Genomic DNA, 16,578 nt, shown 5'->3' with positions numbered 1-16,578 from the left:
CTCACGACGGAAAATCAGCCGGCTTCACATGGATGCGGTCGGCATGCAGCGACCAGTGATGCAGTGCCTGGTCCTTGCAGAACTTGGCCTTCGCCCGCTCCCTGGCCTCGTCCTCATCGGCGGCGTCGATCTCCAGCGTACCCTGGCAAACCTCGCTCTGCCGACCGTACTCACCGAGCACGTTCTTCATGAACCTGACGACATAGATAGACATGGGACCTCCTGCGCCCCCCGGCGGCACTCTAGTCCCATTTAAGCCGGACCGGGAAAGGAGATTTTGACGCGGATCAACGTCGGGCGATTCCTCGCCGCGTCGTTATCCCCGGAATGGCAATCTGGCCGCCCCTACCCCGGCATCACACCGAACGCCTGCTTGAAGCGCTCCGCATAGCGCGGCCACACCTCGGGATTGATGATGCGCGGTGGGCGCTTGCCGTCGAGCGTGTCCAGGACCTGCTCGGCGGCGATGCGGCCCATGTTCTGGCGCGCCTCGATGGTCACCCCAGCGGTATGGGGGCTCGCCAGCACGTTGTCGAACTGGAGCAGCGGATGATCCGGCGGCGGCGGTTCCTTGGACCAGACGTCGAGGCCGGCACCCGCGATACGCTTGTCGCGCAAGGCCTGGAGCAGCGCATCCTCGTCGTGGATGAAGCCGCGTGCCGTGGTGATGAAATACGCATGCGGCTGCATCAGCGCGAACTCGCGCGTGCTGATCATGTTGCGGCTGCCCTTGTCGAGCGGGCAGGAGATCGAGACGAAATCGGCACGACGCAACAGCTCGTCGAGCTCGACCTTCTCGCCGCCGCGCTCGGCCATCACTTCGGCCGACAAATAGGGGTCGTAGGCCAGCACCTTCATGCCGAGCAGGCCCTTGCACAGCGCGGCGATGCGCCGGCCGACATTGCCGAGGCCGATGATGCCGACGGTCTTGTGTTCGACCTCGTTTCCGACCAGATCGTTGCGGTTGACGTCGCGCTCCCGGCGCAGCTTGCGATCGGACTGGATGATGCGCTTGGACAGCGTCAGCATCATCGCCAGCGCGTGCTCGGCAACCGAATGGGCATTGCCGCCGGACTGGTTGACGACCAGCACGCCCGCGTCGGTGCAGGCCTCGACATCGACGGGGTCGAAGCCCGCGCCATTGCTGGAGACCAGCAGCAGGTTCGGCGTACGTTTCAGCAAGGCGGCATCGACATGGAAATGCGGGGCGAGTTCGTCCCGGGCGGCGCCGATCTGGTAGACATGCGCCGCGCTCATGATCGGCGCGTAGAAGTCCTCGGGACTCTCGTTCTCGATGCGATCGAGCCGGACGTCAGGCCGCGCCTTCAGGATATCGATATAGACCGGATTGGCCAAATATTTGACGTAGAAGACGCGCTTGCTGTTGACGGACATCAGGACCCTTCCGGCTATCGAGGGAGATCCGCAAGGTCAGCGCGATGCGCGCCCGTCCGTGCCCCCTCCCGTTTTCTAATTGTCGCCGCTTATGGCACGGCGGTGCCGGCCACGGCAGGCCGTCTGGCGCAGATCACGGTGCCGCCCGGACATGTTGACAATCCTACCCGCTCCGTCAAGTTCGGACAGCCGCGACGGCCAGAACCAAGAAGCATGCGTGGCTCGAGAAAATACGCCAAGGGAGGACGCGATGGCGATTGCGGAACAGCAGGCGACGCCGGCGGCGGGCGACAACAGCTGGCACGGCATCGTCCTGCAAACCCTGAAGCGGAACGAGATCTGCCTCGTCGCTTACGTGCCCGACCGCGTGCTGACGCCCCTGATCAAGAACCTGCACGCCGATCCGTTCTTCACCACTTTCGCTACCGCGCGCGAGGAGGAAGCCGTCGGCATCGTCTCCGGCGCCTGGATGGGCGGTCGACGCGGCGCGATACTGATGCAGACCTCTGGCTTTGCCACGCTCGCCAACGTGCTCGCCTCGCTCGCGGTGCCCTACCAGATCCCGCTGATCATGTTCGTGTCCGAGCGCGGGACGCTCGGCGAGTTCAACTACGGCCAGTCGCTGGTCTGCCGCACCATGCGTCCGGTGCTGGATTCGCTGGCGCTGGAGCATCACACCATCACCCGGCTCGACGAGCTCGAATTCATCGCCGACCGCTCGATCAAGCAGGCCGTCACCACGCAGGCGCCGGTGGCGCTGATCCTCAACCCGCTGCTCACCGGCGGCAAGACGTTCGACAAGTGAGGCGAGCCATGGACAATCGCAACACAAAGGTGATGAACCGCTTCGACGTCACCTCGCGCCTGATCGGCAAGCTCAAGCACGAGGAGGCCGTGATCGGCGGCATCGGCAACACCAATTTCGACCTCTGGGCCGCCGGCCACCGCCCGCAGAATTTCTACATGCTGGGGAGCATGGGCTTGGCCTTCCCGATCGCGCTCGGCGTCGCACTGGCGCAGCCCGACCGCCGCGTCTTCGCGCTCGAAGGCGACGGCTCGCTGTTGATGCAGCTCGGCGCGCTGTCGACGATCGCGACGTTGAAGCCGAAGAACCTCATCATGATCGTGATGGACAACGGCATCTACCAGATCACCGGCGCACAGCCGACGCCCGCGGCCAGCGTCGCGGACATCGTTGCCATCGCCGCAGGCTCCGGCCTTGCAAACAGCGCATGGGCCGCGGACGAGGAGGATTTCGAGCGCCTGGTCGAGGCGGCGATGTCCGCCACCGAGCCGAGCCTGATCGCGGTCCGCATCGACGACAAGCCCGGCGTCGGCGCCACGAGGCGCGATCCCGTGCAGATCCGGGAACGCTTCATGCACGGGCTCGGCGTGCGCGAGCCGCTTTAATTTTTCGTCATTAACTACACGCCGATCTGATGAAGGGACCGTACCGGCCCGCTGCCAATCCGTGCTAAGCGACCCGAATGTCCATTTTGATACGTTCCTTTGCCTGGCTACTCGCGGCCGCCGTTACTTTCGCGACCCTAGGTCCCCCCGGCCTGCGGCCCCACTCCGACCTCGGCCAGGACGGCGAGCACGCGCTCGCCTTCATCCTGGTGGGATTAGCCTTCGGCCTCGCCTATCCGCGGCGGCGCCTGCTGGGTGCGGGGGCCGCGGTCGTCCTGATTGGCCTGCTCGAGCTGATGCAATTTTGGGCACCCGGACGCCACGCCCGGCTGGAGGATTTTCTGGTCGACGCGCTCACCGCCTGCCTCGGCTTTGCGCTCGCGGCGGTCACCGATTGGGTCATGTCGCGCTTTCGCGCAAATCCCTCTGCAGCAAGCGAAGGCCCCGCGGAGTAGAACTCCGCAGGGCCTTTTTCTCTTCTCGCCTGGGGTTGGCGCCGATCAGTCGATGATCTTGACCACGCGACGCGTGCGCGGCTCGACGATCACGCGGCGATCGTTCACCACCGCATAGCGATACTCAGTGTAGTTCGGCACGGGACGGAGCACCACGGTCGGCGGCAACGGCTCGCCCACCACGACGCGCTCCTCGACCACGACAGAGTCACTCCGCGGAATGCCGCCCAGAATTGCGTTGGGAATTTCCAGGCCCGCACCGACGGCCGCACCAACGGTGCCGCCGACCATCGCGCCGATCGGTCCGCCGATGTCGCCACCCGCACGTGCGCCATCCCTGGCGCCCTGTTCGGTCGTCGACTGGGCAAAGGCTGCACTCGACGCCAGCAGTGACGCGGCAGCCAACGAAATCGCAAGACGGGTCTTCATCGTAAGCCTCCAGTGATTGTTGTGCGCCTTCAACCGCGGGGTCGGGGCATTGTTCCGGTTCCCGCATGCCGAAGACGCCTCAAACCCGGAGACTGTTACGGCGTAACAGTTCAGGCCGCGGCGATCTCGTGCCCCCCCAACAGTTCCAGGGCGCGTATCATCGCGGAATGATCCCAGTCCTTGCCGCCATGCGCGGTACAGGCCGAGAACAATTGCTGCGCCACTGCCGTGCTCGGCAACGACAGGCCGAGCGTGCGCGCGCCTTCGAGCGCCAGATTGAGATCCTTCTGATGCAGCTCGATGCGGAAGCCCGGATCGAAATTGCGCTTCACCATGCGCTCGCCGTGCACTTCGAGGATGCGCGAGGAGGCGAAGCCGCCCATCAACGCCTGTCGCACCAGCGCCGGATCGGCCCCGGCCTTCGACGCGAACAATAGCGCCTCGCTCACCGCCTCGATGGTCAACGCGACGATGATCTGGTTGGCGACCTTCGTGGTCTGCCCGTCGCCATTGGCGCCGACGCGGGTGACGTTCTTGCCCATCTTGTCGAAGACCGGCTTCATGGTGTTGAACGCCCGCTCCGGCCCGCCGACCATGATGGTGAGGCTCGCCGCCTTGGCGCCGACCTCCCCGCCCGACACCGGCGCGTCGAGATAGTCCGTCCCCAGCGCCTCGATCTTCCCGGCGAACTCCTTCGTCGCCAGCGGCGAGATCGAGCTCATGTCGACGACAATCTTGCCCTTGGAGATGCCGTTCGCAACGCCATCCTTGCCGAACAACACCGCTTCGACATGCGGCGTATCCGGCACCATGATGATGATCGCATCGGCCTGCTCGGCGACCTGCTTGCTCGTCTTGCAGGCGATGCCGCCGGCCGCGATCAGCTCCGGCGCGACTGGCGCGACGTCATGCAGGAGAACACGATGGCCGGCGTTAAGGAGATGGCCGGCCATCGGCCGTCCCATGGTGCCGAGCCCGATGAAGCCGATGTCGATCATGTCTCATTCCTTTAGATTTGGGTTAGGTCGATCCGCGGGCTCGCTGCACCTCTCCCGCTTGCGGGAGAGGTCGGCACGCAGTGCCGGGTGAGGGCTGCCTCCGCGTTGGGATTTCCTCCGCAAGAATCCCATTGCGGAGGCACCCTCTCCCCGACCCTCTCCCGCAGGCGGGAGAGGGAGCGCACCGCCGCCCCGGTTCAAGTCTCGAACGTCTGCGCGGCGTGCCACGAAAGCCCTTCCAGCGTCGTGGTGCGCGGCTTGTATTCGCAGCCGATCCAGCCGCGATAACCGATCGCGTCGAGGTAGCGGAACAGGAAGGGATAGTTGATCTCGCCGGTGCCGGGCTCATGGCGGCCCGGATTATCGGCGAGCTGGACGTGGGCGATCTGCGGCAGATATTCCTGCATGGTGCGGGCGAGATCACCCTCCATGATCTGCATGTGATAGATATCGTACTGGATGAACAGATTGTTCGACCGCACTTCCGCGATCAACTGCACTGCTTGCTCGGTGCCGTTGAGGAAGAAGCCGGGAATGTCGAGCGTGTTGATCGGCTCGACCAGCAGCTTGATGTTTTCGCGCGCCAGCGTCGAGGCCGCAAAGCGCAGATTCCCCACCAACGTCTCCTGAAGCTCGCGCGGATCAGCATCGACGGGCGCGATACCCACGAGGCAGTTGAGCTGCTCGCAATCGATCGCCCTGGCATAGTCGATGGCGCGGAACACGCCGTCGCGGAATTCGGCGGTGCGATCGGGCAGGATCGCGATGCCGCGCTCGCCCGCCGCCCAGTTGCCGGCCGGCAGATTGTGCAGCACCTGCGTCAGCCCGTGAGCCTCGAGCTGCTCGCGCAGCTGCGCCTTGTCGAAATCATAGGGGAAGAGATATTCGACCCCGGAGAAGCCTGCTGCCTTCGCCGCTGCGAAACGGTCGAGGAACGGCATCTCGTTGAAGAGCATGGTGAGGTTGGCAGCGAATTTCGGCATGATGCTTCTCCCCTATTCCGCCGGCTGCAGTACGCGTGTGGTGCCGACCTCGTCGAGTGGCAGATCCAGCACCTCCTCGAACTCGACGATGTTGTCGATCTCGGTGCCCATCGCGATGTTGGTGACGCGTTCGAGGATGAACTCGACCACCACGGGCACGCGGTGCTTGGCCATCAGCTCGCGCGCGGTCGCGAACGCGGCCTGCGCGTCCTTCGGATCGGTGACGCGGATCGCCTTGCAGCCAAGGCCTTCGGCGACGGCGACGTGGTCGACACCGTAGCCGCCAAGCTCCGGCGCGTTGATGTTCTCGAAGGAGAGCTGGACCTGGTAGTCCATCTCGAAACCGCGCTGGGCCTGGCGGATCAGGCCGAGATAGGAATTGTTCACGACGACGTGGATGTAGGGCAGATTGAACTGCGCCCCGACCGCGAGTTCCTCGATCAGGAACTGGAAGTCGTAGTCGCCGGAGAGCGCGACGATGTCGCGATCCGGGCACGCCGCACGCACGCCGAGCGCGGCGGGCAGCGTCCAGCCGAGCGGCCCCGCCTGCCCCGCATTGATCCAGTTGCGCGGGCGATAGACGCCGAGGAACTGCGCGCCGGCGATCTGCGACAGGCCGATTACGGTGACGTAGCAGGTGTCGCGACCGAAGGCCTTGGTCATTTCCTCGTAGACGCGCTGCGGCTTGATCGGGACGTTGTCGAAATGACTCTTGCGCAGCATCGTCTTTTTGCGATCGCGGCATGACGCCGGCCACGCCTGGCGCTCGCGGAGCCTGCCTGACCGACGCCACTCCCTGGCGACGGTGACGAACAGCTCGAGCGCCGCCTTCGCGTCCGAGACGATGCCGAGATCGGGATTGAACACGCGCCCGATCTGGGTCGGTTCGATATCGACATGCACGAAGGTGCGGCCCTTGGTGTAGGTCTCGACCGAGCCGGTGTGGCGGTTAGCCCAGCGGTTGCCGATGCCGAGCACGAAGTCGGATTCGAGCATGGTGGCGTTGCCATAGCGATGGCTGGTCTGAAGGCCGACCAAGCCGGCCATCAACACGTGGTCGTCGGGGATGGCGCCCCATCCCATCAGCGTCGGCACCACCGGCACGTTGGCGATCTCGGCGAATTCGACCAGGAGATCCGAGGCATCGGCATTGATGATGCCACCGCCCGCGACGATCAGCGGGCGTTCGGCGGCGTTGAGCATCTCCAGCGCCTTCTCGACCTGTTTTCGCGTAGCCGTCGGCTTGTAGACCGGCAGCGGCTCATAAGTCTCGTCGTCGAACTCGATCTCGGCCAGTTGCACGTCGAGCGGCATGTCGATCAGCACCGGTCCCGGCCGGCCCGAGCGCATGACGTGAAACGCCTGGCTGAACACGCGCGGTACCAGCGCCGGCTCGCGCACGGTGACGGCCCATTTCGTCACGGGCTTTGCGATCGACTCGATGTCGACGGCCTGGAAGTCCTCCTTGTAGAGCCGCGCCCGCGGCGCCTGCCCGGTGATGCAGAGGATCGGAATGGAATCGGCGATCGCCGAATAGAGCCCGGTGATCATGTCGGTGCCCGCCGGCCCCGAGGTCCCGATGCAAACGCCGATATTGCCGGCTTTGGCGCGCGTATAGCCCTCGGCCATGTGCGAGGCGCCCTCGACATGCCGCGCCAGGATGTGGCGGATCGAGCCGCGTTTCTTCAGCGCCGAGTAAAGCGGATTGATCGCGGCCCCGGGAACCCCGAAGGCGGTGGAGATGCCTTCCTTCTCCAGAATTCGCACGGCAGCATCGATAGCTCGCATCTTCGCCATATCGGACCTCGCCCTGAGTTGCGTCAGCGAGCGGGATCATCGGGCGTGCAAGATGCGATCTCAACGAGATCGATTTTATTTTCCACGATGCGGCAGCCGTAGAAAAATTGCGGCAGCCTCAATCGGTTAGATGAAGAAATGCGCGAAAGCGCCTCACTCGAACAGCGGCGCCAGCTCCATCTGCGGCACCAGCACGAGGCCTTTGTCGGTGATGCGAATTTCCGGAATGACCGATAGCGGAATCAAATTGAAGCCCATGTAGGGGATGGTGCAGCCGGCCTCCGTCCATTCCTTCTTCAGCGCCCTCACTTCTTCGGCGACCTCCGTGACGCGCTTGTCGGAGAGCAGACCCGCGATCGGCAGCGGAACCAGCGCCCTCACCTTGCCGTCGGCGACGACGCAGACGCCGCCCTGCTGGTCCTTGATGGCGGCGACCGCGACTTGCATATCGGCCTCGTTGGTGCCGGCGACGATGATGTTGTGGCTGTCGTGTCCGACGCTGGAGGCGACCGCGCCGCGCTTCAGGCCAAAGTCCTTGAGCAGGCCATGGGCAACATTGCCGGCGGATTTGCCGTGGCGCTCGACGACCGTAACGAAGCAGAGGCCGTAGCGCGCGAACAAAGACGGCCAATCCTTGGCGGCCTCGATCCCGACCTTCTCATGGATCAGCGTGATGCCCGGGAGTGCGGTCTTGATCACGTTGACGGTGCAGGCTTTCGCCGGCAGCTCTGGCGTCAGCTTCATCGCCGCCTCCGGTAGCTTCACCGTCGCATAGGCTGCCTTAGGATATTGATAGCGCTGCGACAGCGCCTGGTCGAGCAGCCCGGTGATCTTGCGGCTCTCGACCACGAGTTCGCCGCCATACCAGGTGCATTGCGGCTTGAGCTGGTCGTCCATCAGCACGAGATCGGCGCGGCGGCCGCCACCGAGCCCGCCGATGTCGCCGTCCATGCCGAAGCGCGTCGCGCCATGCAGCGAGCCCATCGACCAGGCCTGCTCGGGCGACATCCCCGCCTTGACGGCTTCGCGCACCACCCAGTCGAGGCCGAACAGCAGCAGATCATCGGCGTCGCGATCATCGGTACACACGGCCGTGCGCTTGTGCGAGGCGCCGAGCTCGGTGATGGCGCGGATCGCCTGCGGCAGCGAGTGCCATGGCGTGGTCGGCGGCCCCCCGCGCAGGAACACCCAGACGCCGGCATCGAGCAGATCGTCGGCGATGTCGCGGTCGATCGCCTCATGGGTGTCGGTGACGCCTGACGCCGCATAGGCCGCCACGAATTCGCGACCGTAAACATGGCCGGACACGGGTCGTCCGCGCTTCAAGGCGGCCGCAAGAATGGCGTGGCTGCGCTCGTCACCCATCGTGACCGGGACAAAATCCATCTTCTCGCCGAGCCCCACGGCTTCGGGCCAGCGGTCGAACAGGCCGGCGATCTTGTCCGGCGTGAGATCGCCGCCGGCCGTTTCCAACTCGGCCGACGTTGCCGGCACCGTGCTCGGCACCGTCAAGAAGATCGAGAGCGGCGCCTCGCGCGCGTCCTCCAGCATCGCCTCGACGCCGGCGACGTCCATGACGTTGCCGATCTCGTGGCTGTCGCAGAAGATCGTTGTGGTTCCGTTGAGCAGTGCCGCCTCCGCATAGGCGCAGGCCGTCACCATCGAGGATTCGATGTGGATGTGCGGATCGACCAGGCCCGGCGCGATGATGCCGCCTGCCGCGTCGTAAGTCGCGACATCACTCCAGACCTTCTTTGCCGTTCCGGCCGGCTTCACCGCAGCGATGCGGCCGCCGGTAATCCAGACCTCGCGGTCCGCATGGATGCGCTCCGAATAAGTCGAGAGCACCCGCCCGGCAGTGATGACCAGATCCGGCGCGAGGCGCGCCGAGGCAACATCGGCCAGGCGTCGGGTCATCGCATGCAGCGGGGCGACGGCGAAGCGGGTGAGTCTGGTCATCGGGACCCTCGCGTGGCGTTTTGACCATGCGATGGTTACGCTCCGCGCCAGACCGAGCAAGCGCAAATGTAACGGCAGTCTCTGCTTAGGCCTTAGGCGCCGAACCGCCAGTCGCCCCCGACCTCGCAGGCCTGCGCGGGTTTCGCCTCCGCGGCGGTGCTGCGGCAGCCGGCTTGACCCGAATGCGCATCGACCGGCCCTTCGATTCATCGATCTCTTCGAACGAATTCGTCTTTCGGACGAGGTCGCTCAGCTTGCGGAAGCCGTAGGTCCTCGGATCGAAATCGGAAGCCAGGTTGGCGAGCTGCCGTCCGACTTCACCGAGCGCGACCCAGCCGTCCTCGCTCTCCATCTGGGTGATGACTTTCTTGATGATGGGGGTCGCCGCATCAGGCGGTTGAAGCGATGTCGATCTCGCGGCGGTATCCTGGGTGGTCGCCGGGACGGCAAGCAGGTTCTCCGTGTAAACGAACCTCCGGCAGGCCTGCCGGAAGCTTTCCGGCGTCTTCTGCTCGCCGAATCCGAAGACATCGACGCCCTGCTCCCGGATGCGGGCGGCAAGCCGGGTGAAGTCGCTGTCGGAAGACACCAGGCAGAAGCCATCGAAGCGGCCACTGTGCAGCAGGTCCATGGCGTCAATGACCAGGGTTATGTCGGATGCATTCTTTCCCGTCGTGTAAGCGAACTGCTGCTGCGGGATGATGGCGTGTTTCGACAGGATGTCGGCCCAGCCCTTCGACCTTGCATTGGAGAAGTCGCCGTAGATGCGGCGAACGCTGGCCTCGCCGATCTTGGCGATCTCCTCGAACAATCCATCGGCGATTTTCGCCGACGCATTGTCGGCGTCGATCAGGACAGCGAGACGGGGCGAGCGAAGTTCCGAAGGCATGACGTTTCCCCAAGGTGGACGCAGCATTAGACGACGCAAGCGTCGGGACGGCTAGTCCTCGTTCGCCTTGAAGCGCCCCATCCCCTTCAGCACGAAGGGCGCCAGCAGCGCGATCAGTGCCAGCGCCAGCAGCGTCGCCGAGATCGGGCTCTGAAGCAGCGTCATGGGATCGCCGAGGCTGATGGCGAGTGCTCTGCGCAACTGGCTCTCGGCGATCGGGCCGAGGATCAGGCCGACGACGACGGGCGCAATCGGAAAGTCGAACCGGCGCATCAGGAAGCCAAGCACGCCGAAGCCGGCCAGCATCGACAATTCGACCACAGACGGCTTGGCGGCAATGGTGCCCATGGTCGCGAACACGAGGATGCCGGCATAGAGCCATGGCTGCGGGATAGCCAGTAGCCGCACCCACAGGCCAACGAGCGGCAGATTGAGCACCAGCAGCATGCAATTGGCGATGAACAGGCTGGCGATCAGGCCCCACACGAGGTCGGGCCGCTCGGCGAACAGCAGCGGTCCCGGATTGAGGCCGTATTGCTGGAAGCCCGCCAGCATCATCGCGGCGGTCGCCGAGGTCGGCAGTCCCAGCGTCAACAGCGGCACCAGCGTGCCGGCGGCGGAGGCGTTGTTGGCGGCTTCCGGTCCTGCGACGCCTTCGATCGCGCCCTTGCCGAATTCTTCGGGATATTTTGTGAGACGCTTCTCGGTCGAATAGGACAGGAAGGTCGGGATCTCCGCGCCGCCCGCCGGCAGCGCGCCGATCGGGAAGCCGAACATCGTGCCGCGCAGCCACGGCTTCCACGACCGCTTCCAGTCTTCCTTCGTCATCCACAGCGAGCCGCGTACCGGCTCGAGCTTCTCCTCGCTGTGGTGGCGGCGCGATGCCACATAGAGCGCTTCGCCCACCGCGAACAGGCCGACCGCAAGCGTCGTCACCTCGACGCCGTCGAGCAATTCAGGAACGCCGAACGCCAACCGCGCCTGTCCCGTCAGCTTGTCGATGCCGACGAGACCGAGCGTCAGGCCGATGAACAGGCTGGTCAGGCCGCGGACCGGGGAATCGCCGAAGGTCGCCGAGACCGTGACGAAGGCAACGCACATCAGCGCGAAATAATCCTCGGGGCCGAAGCGCACGGCGAAATCGACCAGCCACGGCGCGAGGAAGGCCAGGCCAATGGTGGCGATGGTTCCGGCGACGAAGGAGCCGATCGCCGAGGTCGCAAGCGCCGGCCCGCCGCGGCCGGCCTTGGCCATCTTGTTGCCTTCGAGCGCGGTCGCCATCGAAGCGCTCTCGCCGGGCGTGTTGATCAGGATCGCTGTGGTGGAGCCGCCATACATGCCGCCATAATAGATGCCGGCAAACATGATGAGCGAACCGCCGGGGTCGAGCTTGTAAGTCACCGGCAGCAGCAGCGCGACCGTCAGCGCCGGGCCGATGCCAGGCAGCACGCCCACGGCGGTGCCGAGGAACACACCAATCAGCGCGTAAAGCAGATTCATCGGCTGGACGGCGACCGCCATGCCGTGAGCCAGCGCGGCAAAGGTGTCCATCACAGCAGTCGCTCCAGCGGGCCGGTCGGAAGGCTGAGCGTGAGCAGCCGGTCGAACGCGAGATAGATCAGGGTCGACATCACGAGGGCGATGATGCTGTCGACGAGAATGGCCCGGCGGCCGAAGGCTGCCGACGTCGTCACGAACAGCGCCGAGGTCGCCAGGATGAAGCCGCCGCCGAAGCCGATGATGGCGATCAGCAGCGCCAGGCCGATGAGGATCAGAACCACGGGCACGGGATCGGCGCTCTCGCGCACCGGCAGATTGCCGCGCAACGCGTCGACGAAATTGCCGATCGCGAGCAGCGCAAGGCCACAGGCGACCACGACCGGCATCGCCTCCGGCCCCATCCCGTACATCATGGTGGACGACAGGCCGCGCGCGTCGAAGACCAGCACCGCGGCAAGAACTGCAAGCAAGGCCGCGATGACGATGCCGGCGCGATCGACGCGCCGCGGCGGCTGGGCGGGATCGCCAGACGCGTTATCTTGGGTCATGATTTGACCAGGCCGACCGATTTCAGCACGTCGGTGACGCGCACGGTTTCCTTCTTCAGGAAGTCGGCGAAGGCATCACCGCCGAGATAGGCGTCTTCCCAGCCCTTCTGCTTGAGGATTTCCTTCCAGGCGTCCGACTTCACCATCTTCTCGACCGCATCGCTCAGCGTCTTCTTCTGCTCGGGCGTGATGCCGGGAGGCGCCACCACCGACCGCCAGTTGGCGATCACGAGGTCGATGCCTTGTTCCTTGAACGTCGGGATGTCGCTGCCCGGGATGCGCTTCTCCGAGGTCACGCCGATCGCGCGCAGCTTGCCGGACTTGATCTGCCCGTCATATTCGCTCAAGCCCGAAATGCCCGCGGTAACTTTGCCGCCGAGGATCGCCGCCAGCGACTCGCCGCCGCCGGAGAACGGGATGTAGTTGATCTTCTTGGGGTCGGCGCCGACCGCGCCGGCGAAGAGGGCCGCCATCACATGATCGACACCGCCGGCCGAGCCGCCGGCGAAAGTGACCTTGGCGATATCGGCCTTCACCGCAGCGGCCAGATCCTGCGCGTTCTTGATCGGCGAATTGGCGGGCACCACGATCACCTGGATTTCCTCGGTGAGGCGCGCGATCGGCGTCACCTGATCGAGCGTCACCGGCGACTTGTTCATGGCGAGTGCGCCCACCATGACGAAACCGTTGACCATCAGCTGGTTGCCGTCGCCCTTGGCACCGTTGACGAATTGCGCGATGCCGACGCTGCCGCCCGCGCCGGGAACGTTGACGACCTGCACGCTGCGCGCGATGCCCGCGGCGACCAACGCCTGCTGCATGGAGCGCGCGGTCTGGTCCCAGCCTCCGCCGGGAGCCGCCGGCGCCATCAGCTTGAGCTCGAGCTGCTGGGCAAAAACGGGCGCCGTCGCTGCAAGGGTCAGCGCGATGGCTGCGCCGGCAAGGCGCGCGGAAAAATGGAACATGAGGACGCTCTCCAGGCTCATGCGGACATTCGCCGCATTGTGTCGTTTGGTCGCATATCAACCAAAACGGCCGGGCCTGTCCAGCGACATCCCCTGGACGACGCGCGTGGTCAGCGGGGCGCCGGGATCACCCCACCGAGGGCGGCCGTCAGCTCTGCGGCGACGTCGCGGACGATTTGCCCGATTTCCGGCAACCTCTGATCGGTTATCCGGCCGGTCATGCCGGAGACTGAAATCGCCGCGAGCGGATCGGCACAGTCGTTGTAGACCACCGCCGCAACACAGCGCAGTCCCATGCAGGCTTCTTCGTCGTCGAGCGCAAAACCCTGCTTGCGGATTTTTTCGAGCTCCTTGAACAGGTCGCTCGGTCGCACGATCGACCTCTCGGTCAGCCGGGGCATGCCGTGATGGCGGATGACGGCGCCGACGTCCTCGTCGGAATAGGTCGCGAGCACGGCCTTGCCGACGCCCGACGTCACCATGGGAACGCGGCCGCCGACCAGGGTCAGCGAGCGCATGATCTCGCGGCTTTCCATGCGGGTCAGCACGATGATGAACTCGTCGTCGACGACGGCGAGATTGGCGGTCTCGCGGGTGAGATCGCGCAGCTTGCGCAAGTAAGGAATCGCCTGCGCGGAAAAATTGCGCCGCCGCGCAAAGCTCGCGCCCACCGTGAAGGCGCGCGAGCCGACATGCCATTTGGACTGCGTGCGATCGAACTGCACGAAGCGGCGGCTCTCCAGCGTTGCCAGCAGGCGGTGCACGGTGGAGGCGGACAGGCCGGTGCGCACCGCGAGATCGCTGAGGCGATAACCTTCGTCGTCCTCGGCCAGCGTTTCAAGGATCGACAGCGCGCGATCGACGGACTGCACGCCGCCGTCGCGCGTGTCGTTGTCGGCCTCCGATGATCGAGGCTCGAGCGATTTGCGCCGGATCACGTTCTTGCTCATCGCGACCTGACAGTTGTCACCTCTCCCCGCGCTTGTCCGCCGAAGCCTCGGCGAAGGCGGATGCGAGGAGAGGTGAAGTCTTCGTCTCAGAGCAGCCCTGCCCCGCGCGCCCATTTGTACTTGGCGCCGAGCACTTCGACCGGCAGCTCGGTCGAATAGGCATAGGCCGGGATGCCGTTCTGGTAGAGATATTCGGCGGCTTCCTCGACCTCGACGTCGCCCGCGAGCGAGGCGACGATCGGCTTCACGAAGCCCTTGGCCTCCATCTCCTTCTTCACCTCGACCATGTTGCGGGCGAACACCATCGGCGGCGTGACGATGGTGTGCCAATAGCCGAGGATCAGCGAATGGATGCGCTCGTCGGAGAGGCCGAGCTTGACCGTGTTGACATAGGTGATCGGCGGCTCGCCGCCGGTGATATCCACGGGATTTCCGGCCGCGCCAAACGGCGGGATGAACTTGCGGAAGGCCGCGTCGAGATCCGCCGGCATCGACATCAACGACAGGCCGTTGTCGACGCAGGAGTCCGACAGCAGCACGCCGGAACCGCCGGCGCCGGTGATGATCAGCACGTTCTCGCCCTTCGGCGTCGGCAGCACCGGCACGCCACGGGCGAATTCGAGCAATTGCCGCAGGCTGCGGGCCCGGATCACGCCGGACTGCGCCAGCACGTCCTCGTAGATCTTGTCGTTGCCGGCGAGCGCGCCGGTGTGCGACGAGGCCGCCTTGGCGCCGGCCGAGGTACGCCCGGCCTTGAGCACGATCACCGGCTTCTTCTTGGAGACGCGCTTTGCGGCCTCCGCAAAGGCACGGCCGTCCTTGAGGTCTTCGCAGTGCTGCGCGATCAAATTGGTGTTCGGGTCCTGCTCGAAGAAGGCGAGCAGATCGTCCTCGTCGATATCGGACTTGTTGCCGAGGCCGACGATCGCCGAGACGCCCATCTTGGCCGAGCGCGAGAAGCCGATGATGGCCATGCCGATGCCGCCCGACTGCGACGATAGCGCCGCGTGGCCCTTGACGTCGTAGGCCGTGCAGAAGGTCGCGCAGAGATTGGCCGGCGTATAGTAGAAGCCGTAGATGTTCGGCCCCATCAGGCGGACATTGTACTTCTGGCCGATCTCGACGATCTCGGCCTGCAATTCCGGCGCGCCGGCTTCCGCGAAGCCCGACGGGATCAGCACCGCGCCCGGGATTTTTTTCTCGCCGCATTCGACAAGCGCCGCGGCCACGAACTTCGCGGGAATCGCGAACACCGCGGTATCGATCACGCCCGGCACGTCCTTGACGCTCTTGTAGGCCTTGTAGCCGAGGATCTCGGCCGCCTTGGGATGGATCGGATAGATGTCGCCCTTGTAGCCGCCGTTGATGAGGTTCTTCATCACGGAGTTGCCGATCTTGCCGTCCTCGGCGGAGGCGCCGACCACAGCCACCGCCTTCGGCTGCATGATGCGGCTCATGGCAGCAACGATCTCTTCGGTCGGGCGCGGCTTCGGCTTCGGCACATAGGCGAAGTCGACGACGATACGCACGTCGGCGGCGGTTGCGCCCTTCGCTGTCGCGAACACCGGGTTGAGGTCGAGCTCGACGATTTCAGGGAAGTCCGTCACGAGCTGCGAGACCTTGACGATGACATCGGCAAGCGCGTTGCGGTTGACCGCCTCGCCGCCGCGCACGCCCTTGAGGATCTCGTGCGCCTGGATGCCGTCGAGCATCGAGAGCGCATCTTCCTTGGTCGCGGGCGCGAGACGGAACGTAATGTCCTTCAACACCTCGACCAGCACGCCGCCGAGACCGAAGGCGACCAGCTTGCCGAACGAGCCGTCGGTGATCGAGCCGACGATGACCTCCGTGCCGCCAGCCAGCATCTGCTGCACCTGGACGCCGTCGATCTTGGCGTCGGCCTTGTACTTCCTGGCGTTGGAAAGAATGGTCTCATAGGCCTTTTCGGCGTCTTCGGCGGTCTTGAGGCCGACGATGACGCCGCCGGCTTCGGTCTTGTGGAGAATGTCCGGCGAGACGATCTTCATCACCACCGGAAAGCCCATCGAGGAAGCCATCTTGCCGGCCTCGCCGGCCGACTTCGCCACGCCCTCCTTCGGCACCGGAATACCGTAGGCGTCGCAGACCAGCTTGCCTTCCGGGGCCGTTAGGCTGGTGCGGTTGTCCGCCTTGACCTGGTCGAGCACCTTGCGGACGGCATCTTTGGAATTGGACATGTGGCTTCTCCCTTGAGCTCAGTTCGTTCTTTTCAAAGCGCGCGCGTGGTTTGCGGCTGCCCGTGATGCTTGCCATTCGTCGCG

16 protein-coding genes are annotated in these 16,578 nt (G+C 65.1%); 3 read left to right on the top strand and 13 right to left on the bottom strand.

Going from position 1 to position 16,578, the window contains the following annotated elements; genetic code table 11:
• Position 1: 1 nt before the first annotated feature.
• Together IVB24_RS17130 and IVB24_RS17125 are read right to left on the bottom strand one after the other, a co-directional pair.
• Positions 2-214, bottom strand: coding sequence for a hypothetical protein (locus IVB24_RS17130; RefSeq protein WP_247773842.1), 213 nt, complete (start codon positions 212-214; stop codon positions 2-4).
• A gap of 131 nt (positions 215-345) precedes the next feature.
• Positions 346-1,395, bottom strand: coding sequence for a hydroxyacid dehydrogenase (locus tag IVB24_RS17125; protein ID WP_247773840.1), 1,050 nt, complete (start codon positions 1,393-1,395; stop codon positions 346-348).
• A gap of 250 nt (positions 1,396-1,645) precedes the next feature.
• On the opposite strand from IVB24_RS17125, the gene IVB24_RS17120 reads away from it, so the two are divergent.
• From IVB24_RS17120 to IVB24_RS17110, 3 genes are all read left to right on the top strand, one after another.
• Complete coding sequence (locus IVB24_RS17120; protein ID WP_247773839.1) at positions 1,646-2,200, top strand: thiamine pyrophosphate-binding protein; 555 nt, start codon at positions 1,646-1,648, stop codon at positions 2,198-2,200.
• A gap of 8 nt (positions 2,201-2,208) precedes the next feature.
• Complete coding sequence (locus IVB24_RS17115) at positions 2,209-2,805, top strand: thiamine pyrophosphate-dependent enzyme (protein ID WP_166469894.1); 597 nt, start codon at positions 2,209-2,211, stop codon at positions 2,803-2,805.
• A gap of 77 nt (positions 2,806-2,882) precedes the next feature.
• The gene (locus IVB24_RS17110) at positions 2,883-3,260 is read left to right on the top strand and encodes a VanZ family protein (RefSeq protein WP_094975043.1); all 378 of its coding nucleotides are present in this window, start codon (positions 2,883-2,885) and stop codon (positions 3,258-3,260) included.
• Positions 3,261-3,305: 45 nt separating this feature from the next.
• On the opposite strand, the gene IVB24_RS17105 is transcribed toward IVB24_RS17110, so the two are convergent.
• The 11 genes from IVB24_RS17105 to IVB24_RS17055 form a co-directional block, all read right to left on the bottom strand.
• Entirely contained in the window at positions 3,306-3,689 is a 384-nt protein-coding gene (locus IVB24_RS17105) for a DUF1236 domain-containing protein (protein WP_061028470.1), read from the bottom strand.
• Between the two features lie 110 nt (positions 3,690-3,799).
• Positions 3,800-4,687 carry a 2-hydroxy-3-oxopropionate reductase gene (locus tag IVB24_RS17100; RefSeq protein WP_247773838.1) on the bottom strand — a complete coding sequence of 296 codons (888 nt, stop codon included), beginning with the start codon at positions 4,685-4,687 and terminating at the stop codon, positions 3,800-3,802.
• Between the two features lie 197 nt (positions 4,688-4,884).
• Positions 4,885-5,670, bottom strand: a complete 786-nt coding sequence (hyi, locus tag IVB24_RS17095) for a hydroxypyruvate isomerase (RefSeq protein WP_247773837.1) — start codon at positions 5,668-5,670, stop codon at positions 4,885-4,887.
• Between the two features lie 12 nt (positions 5,671-5,682).
• A complete protein-coding gene (gene gcl, locus IVB24_RS17090) occupies positions 5,683-7,467 on the bottom strand; it encodes a glyoxylate carboligase (protein ID WP_247773836.1) in 1,785 nt (594 codons plus the stop codon).
• Positions 7,468-7,620: 153 nt separating this feature from the next.
• Entirely contained in the window at positions 7,621-9,426 is a 1,806-nt protein-coding gene (locus IVB24_RS17085) for an adenine deaminase C-terminal domain-containing protein (protein ID WP_247773835.1), read from the bottom strand.
• Positions 9,427-9,511: 85 nt separating this feature from the next.
• The gene (locus IVB24_RS17080; RefSeq protein ID WP_247773834.1) at positions 9,512-10,315 is read right to left on the bottom strand and encodes an NYN domain-containing protein; all 804 of its coding nucleotides are present in this window, start codon (positions 10,313-10,315) and stop codon (positions 9,512-9,514) included.
• A 51-nt stretch (positions 10,316-10,366) separates the two neighbouring features.
• Positions 10,367-11,866, bottom strand: a complete 1,500-nt coding sequence (locus tag IVB24_RS17075; protein ID WP_166466339.1) for a tripartite tricarboxylate transporter permease — start codon at positions 11,864-11,866, stop codon at positions 10,367-10,369.
• Positions 11,866-12,363 carry a tripartite tricarboxylate transporter TctB family protein gene (locus IVB24_RS17070; protein ID WP_247773832.1) on the bottom strand — a complete coding sequence of 166 codons (498 nt, stop codon included), beginning with the start codon at positions 12,361-12,363 and terminating at the stop codon, positions 11,866-11,868. The genes IVB24_RS17075 and IVB24_RS17070 overlap by 1 nt, the downstream gene beginning before the upstream one ends.
• Positions 12,360-13,328: a tripartite tricarboxylate transporter substrate binding protein gene (locus IVB24_RS17065; RefSeq protein ID WP_166466340.1), complete on the bottom strand. Its 969-nt coding sequence runs from the start codon at positions 13,326-13,328 to the stop codon at positions 12,360-12,362. The genes IVB24_RS17070 and IVB24_RS17065 overlap by 4 nt, the downstream gene beginning before the upstream one ends.
• Positions 13,329-13,438: 110 nt before the next feature.
• Positions 13,439-14,278 (bottom strand): IclR family transcriptional regulator C-terminal domain-containing protein, encoded by an 840-nt coding sequence (locus IVB24_RS17060; RefSeq protein ID WP_247773831.1) that lies wholly within the window; start codon positions 14,276-14,278, stop codon positions 13,439-13,441.
• Positions 14,279-14,364: 86 nt separating this feature from the next.
• A complete protein-coding gene (locus IVB24_RS17055; protein WP_094975052.1) occupies positions 14,365-16,494 on the bottom strand; it encodes an acetate--CoA ligase family protein in 2,130 nt (709 codons plus the stop codon).
• Between the last annotated feature and the right edge of the window lie 84 nt (positions 16,495-16,578).

The sequence above is a fragment of the Bradyrhizobium sp. 192 genome, assembly GCF_023100965.1.
Classification (GTDB): domain Bacteria; phylum Pseudomonadota; class Alphaproteobacteria; order Rhizobiales; family Xanthobacteraceae; genus Bradyrhizobium; species Bradyrhizobium symbiodeficiens.
Note: the sequence above shows the minus strand (reverse complement) of the source record. Positions and strands in the feature narration are given on the sequence as shown.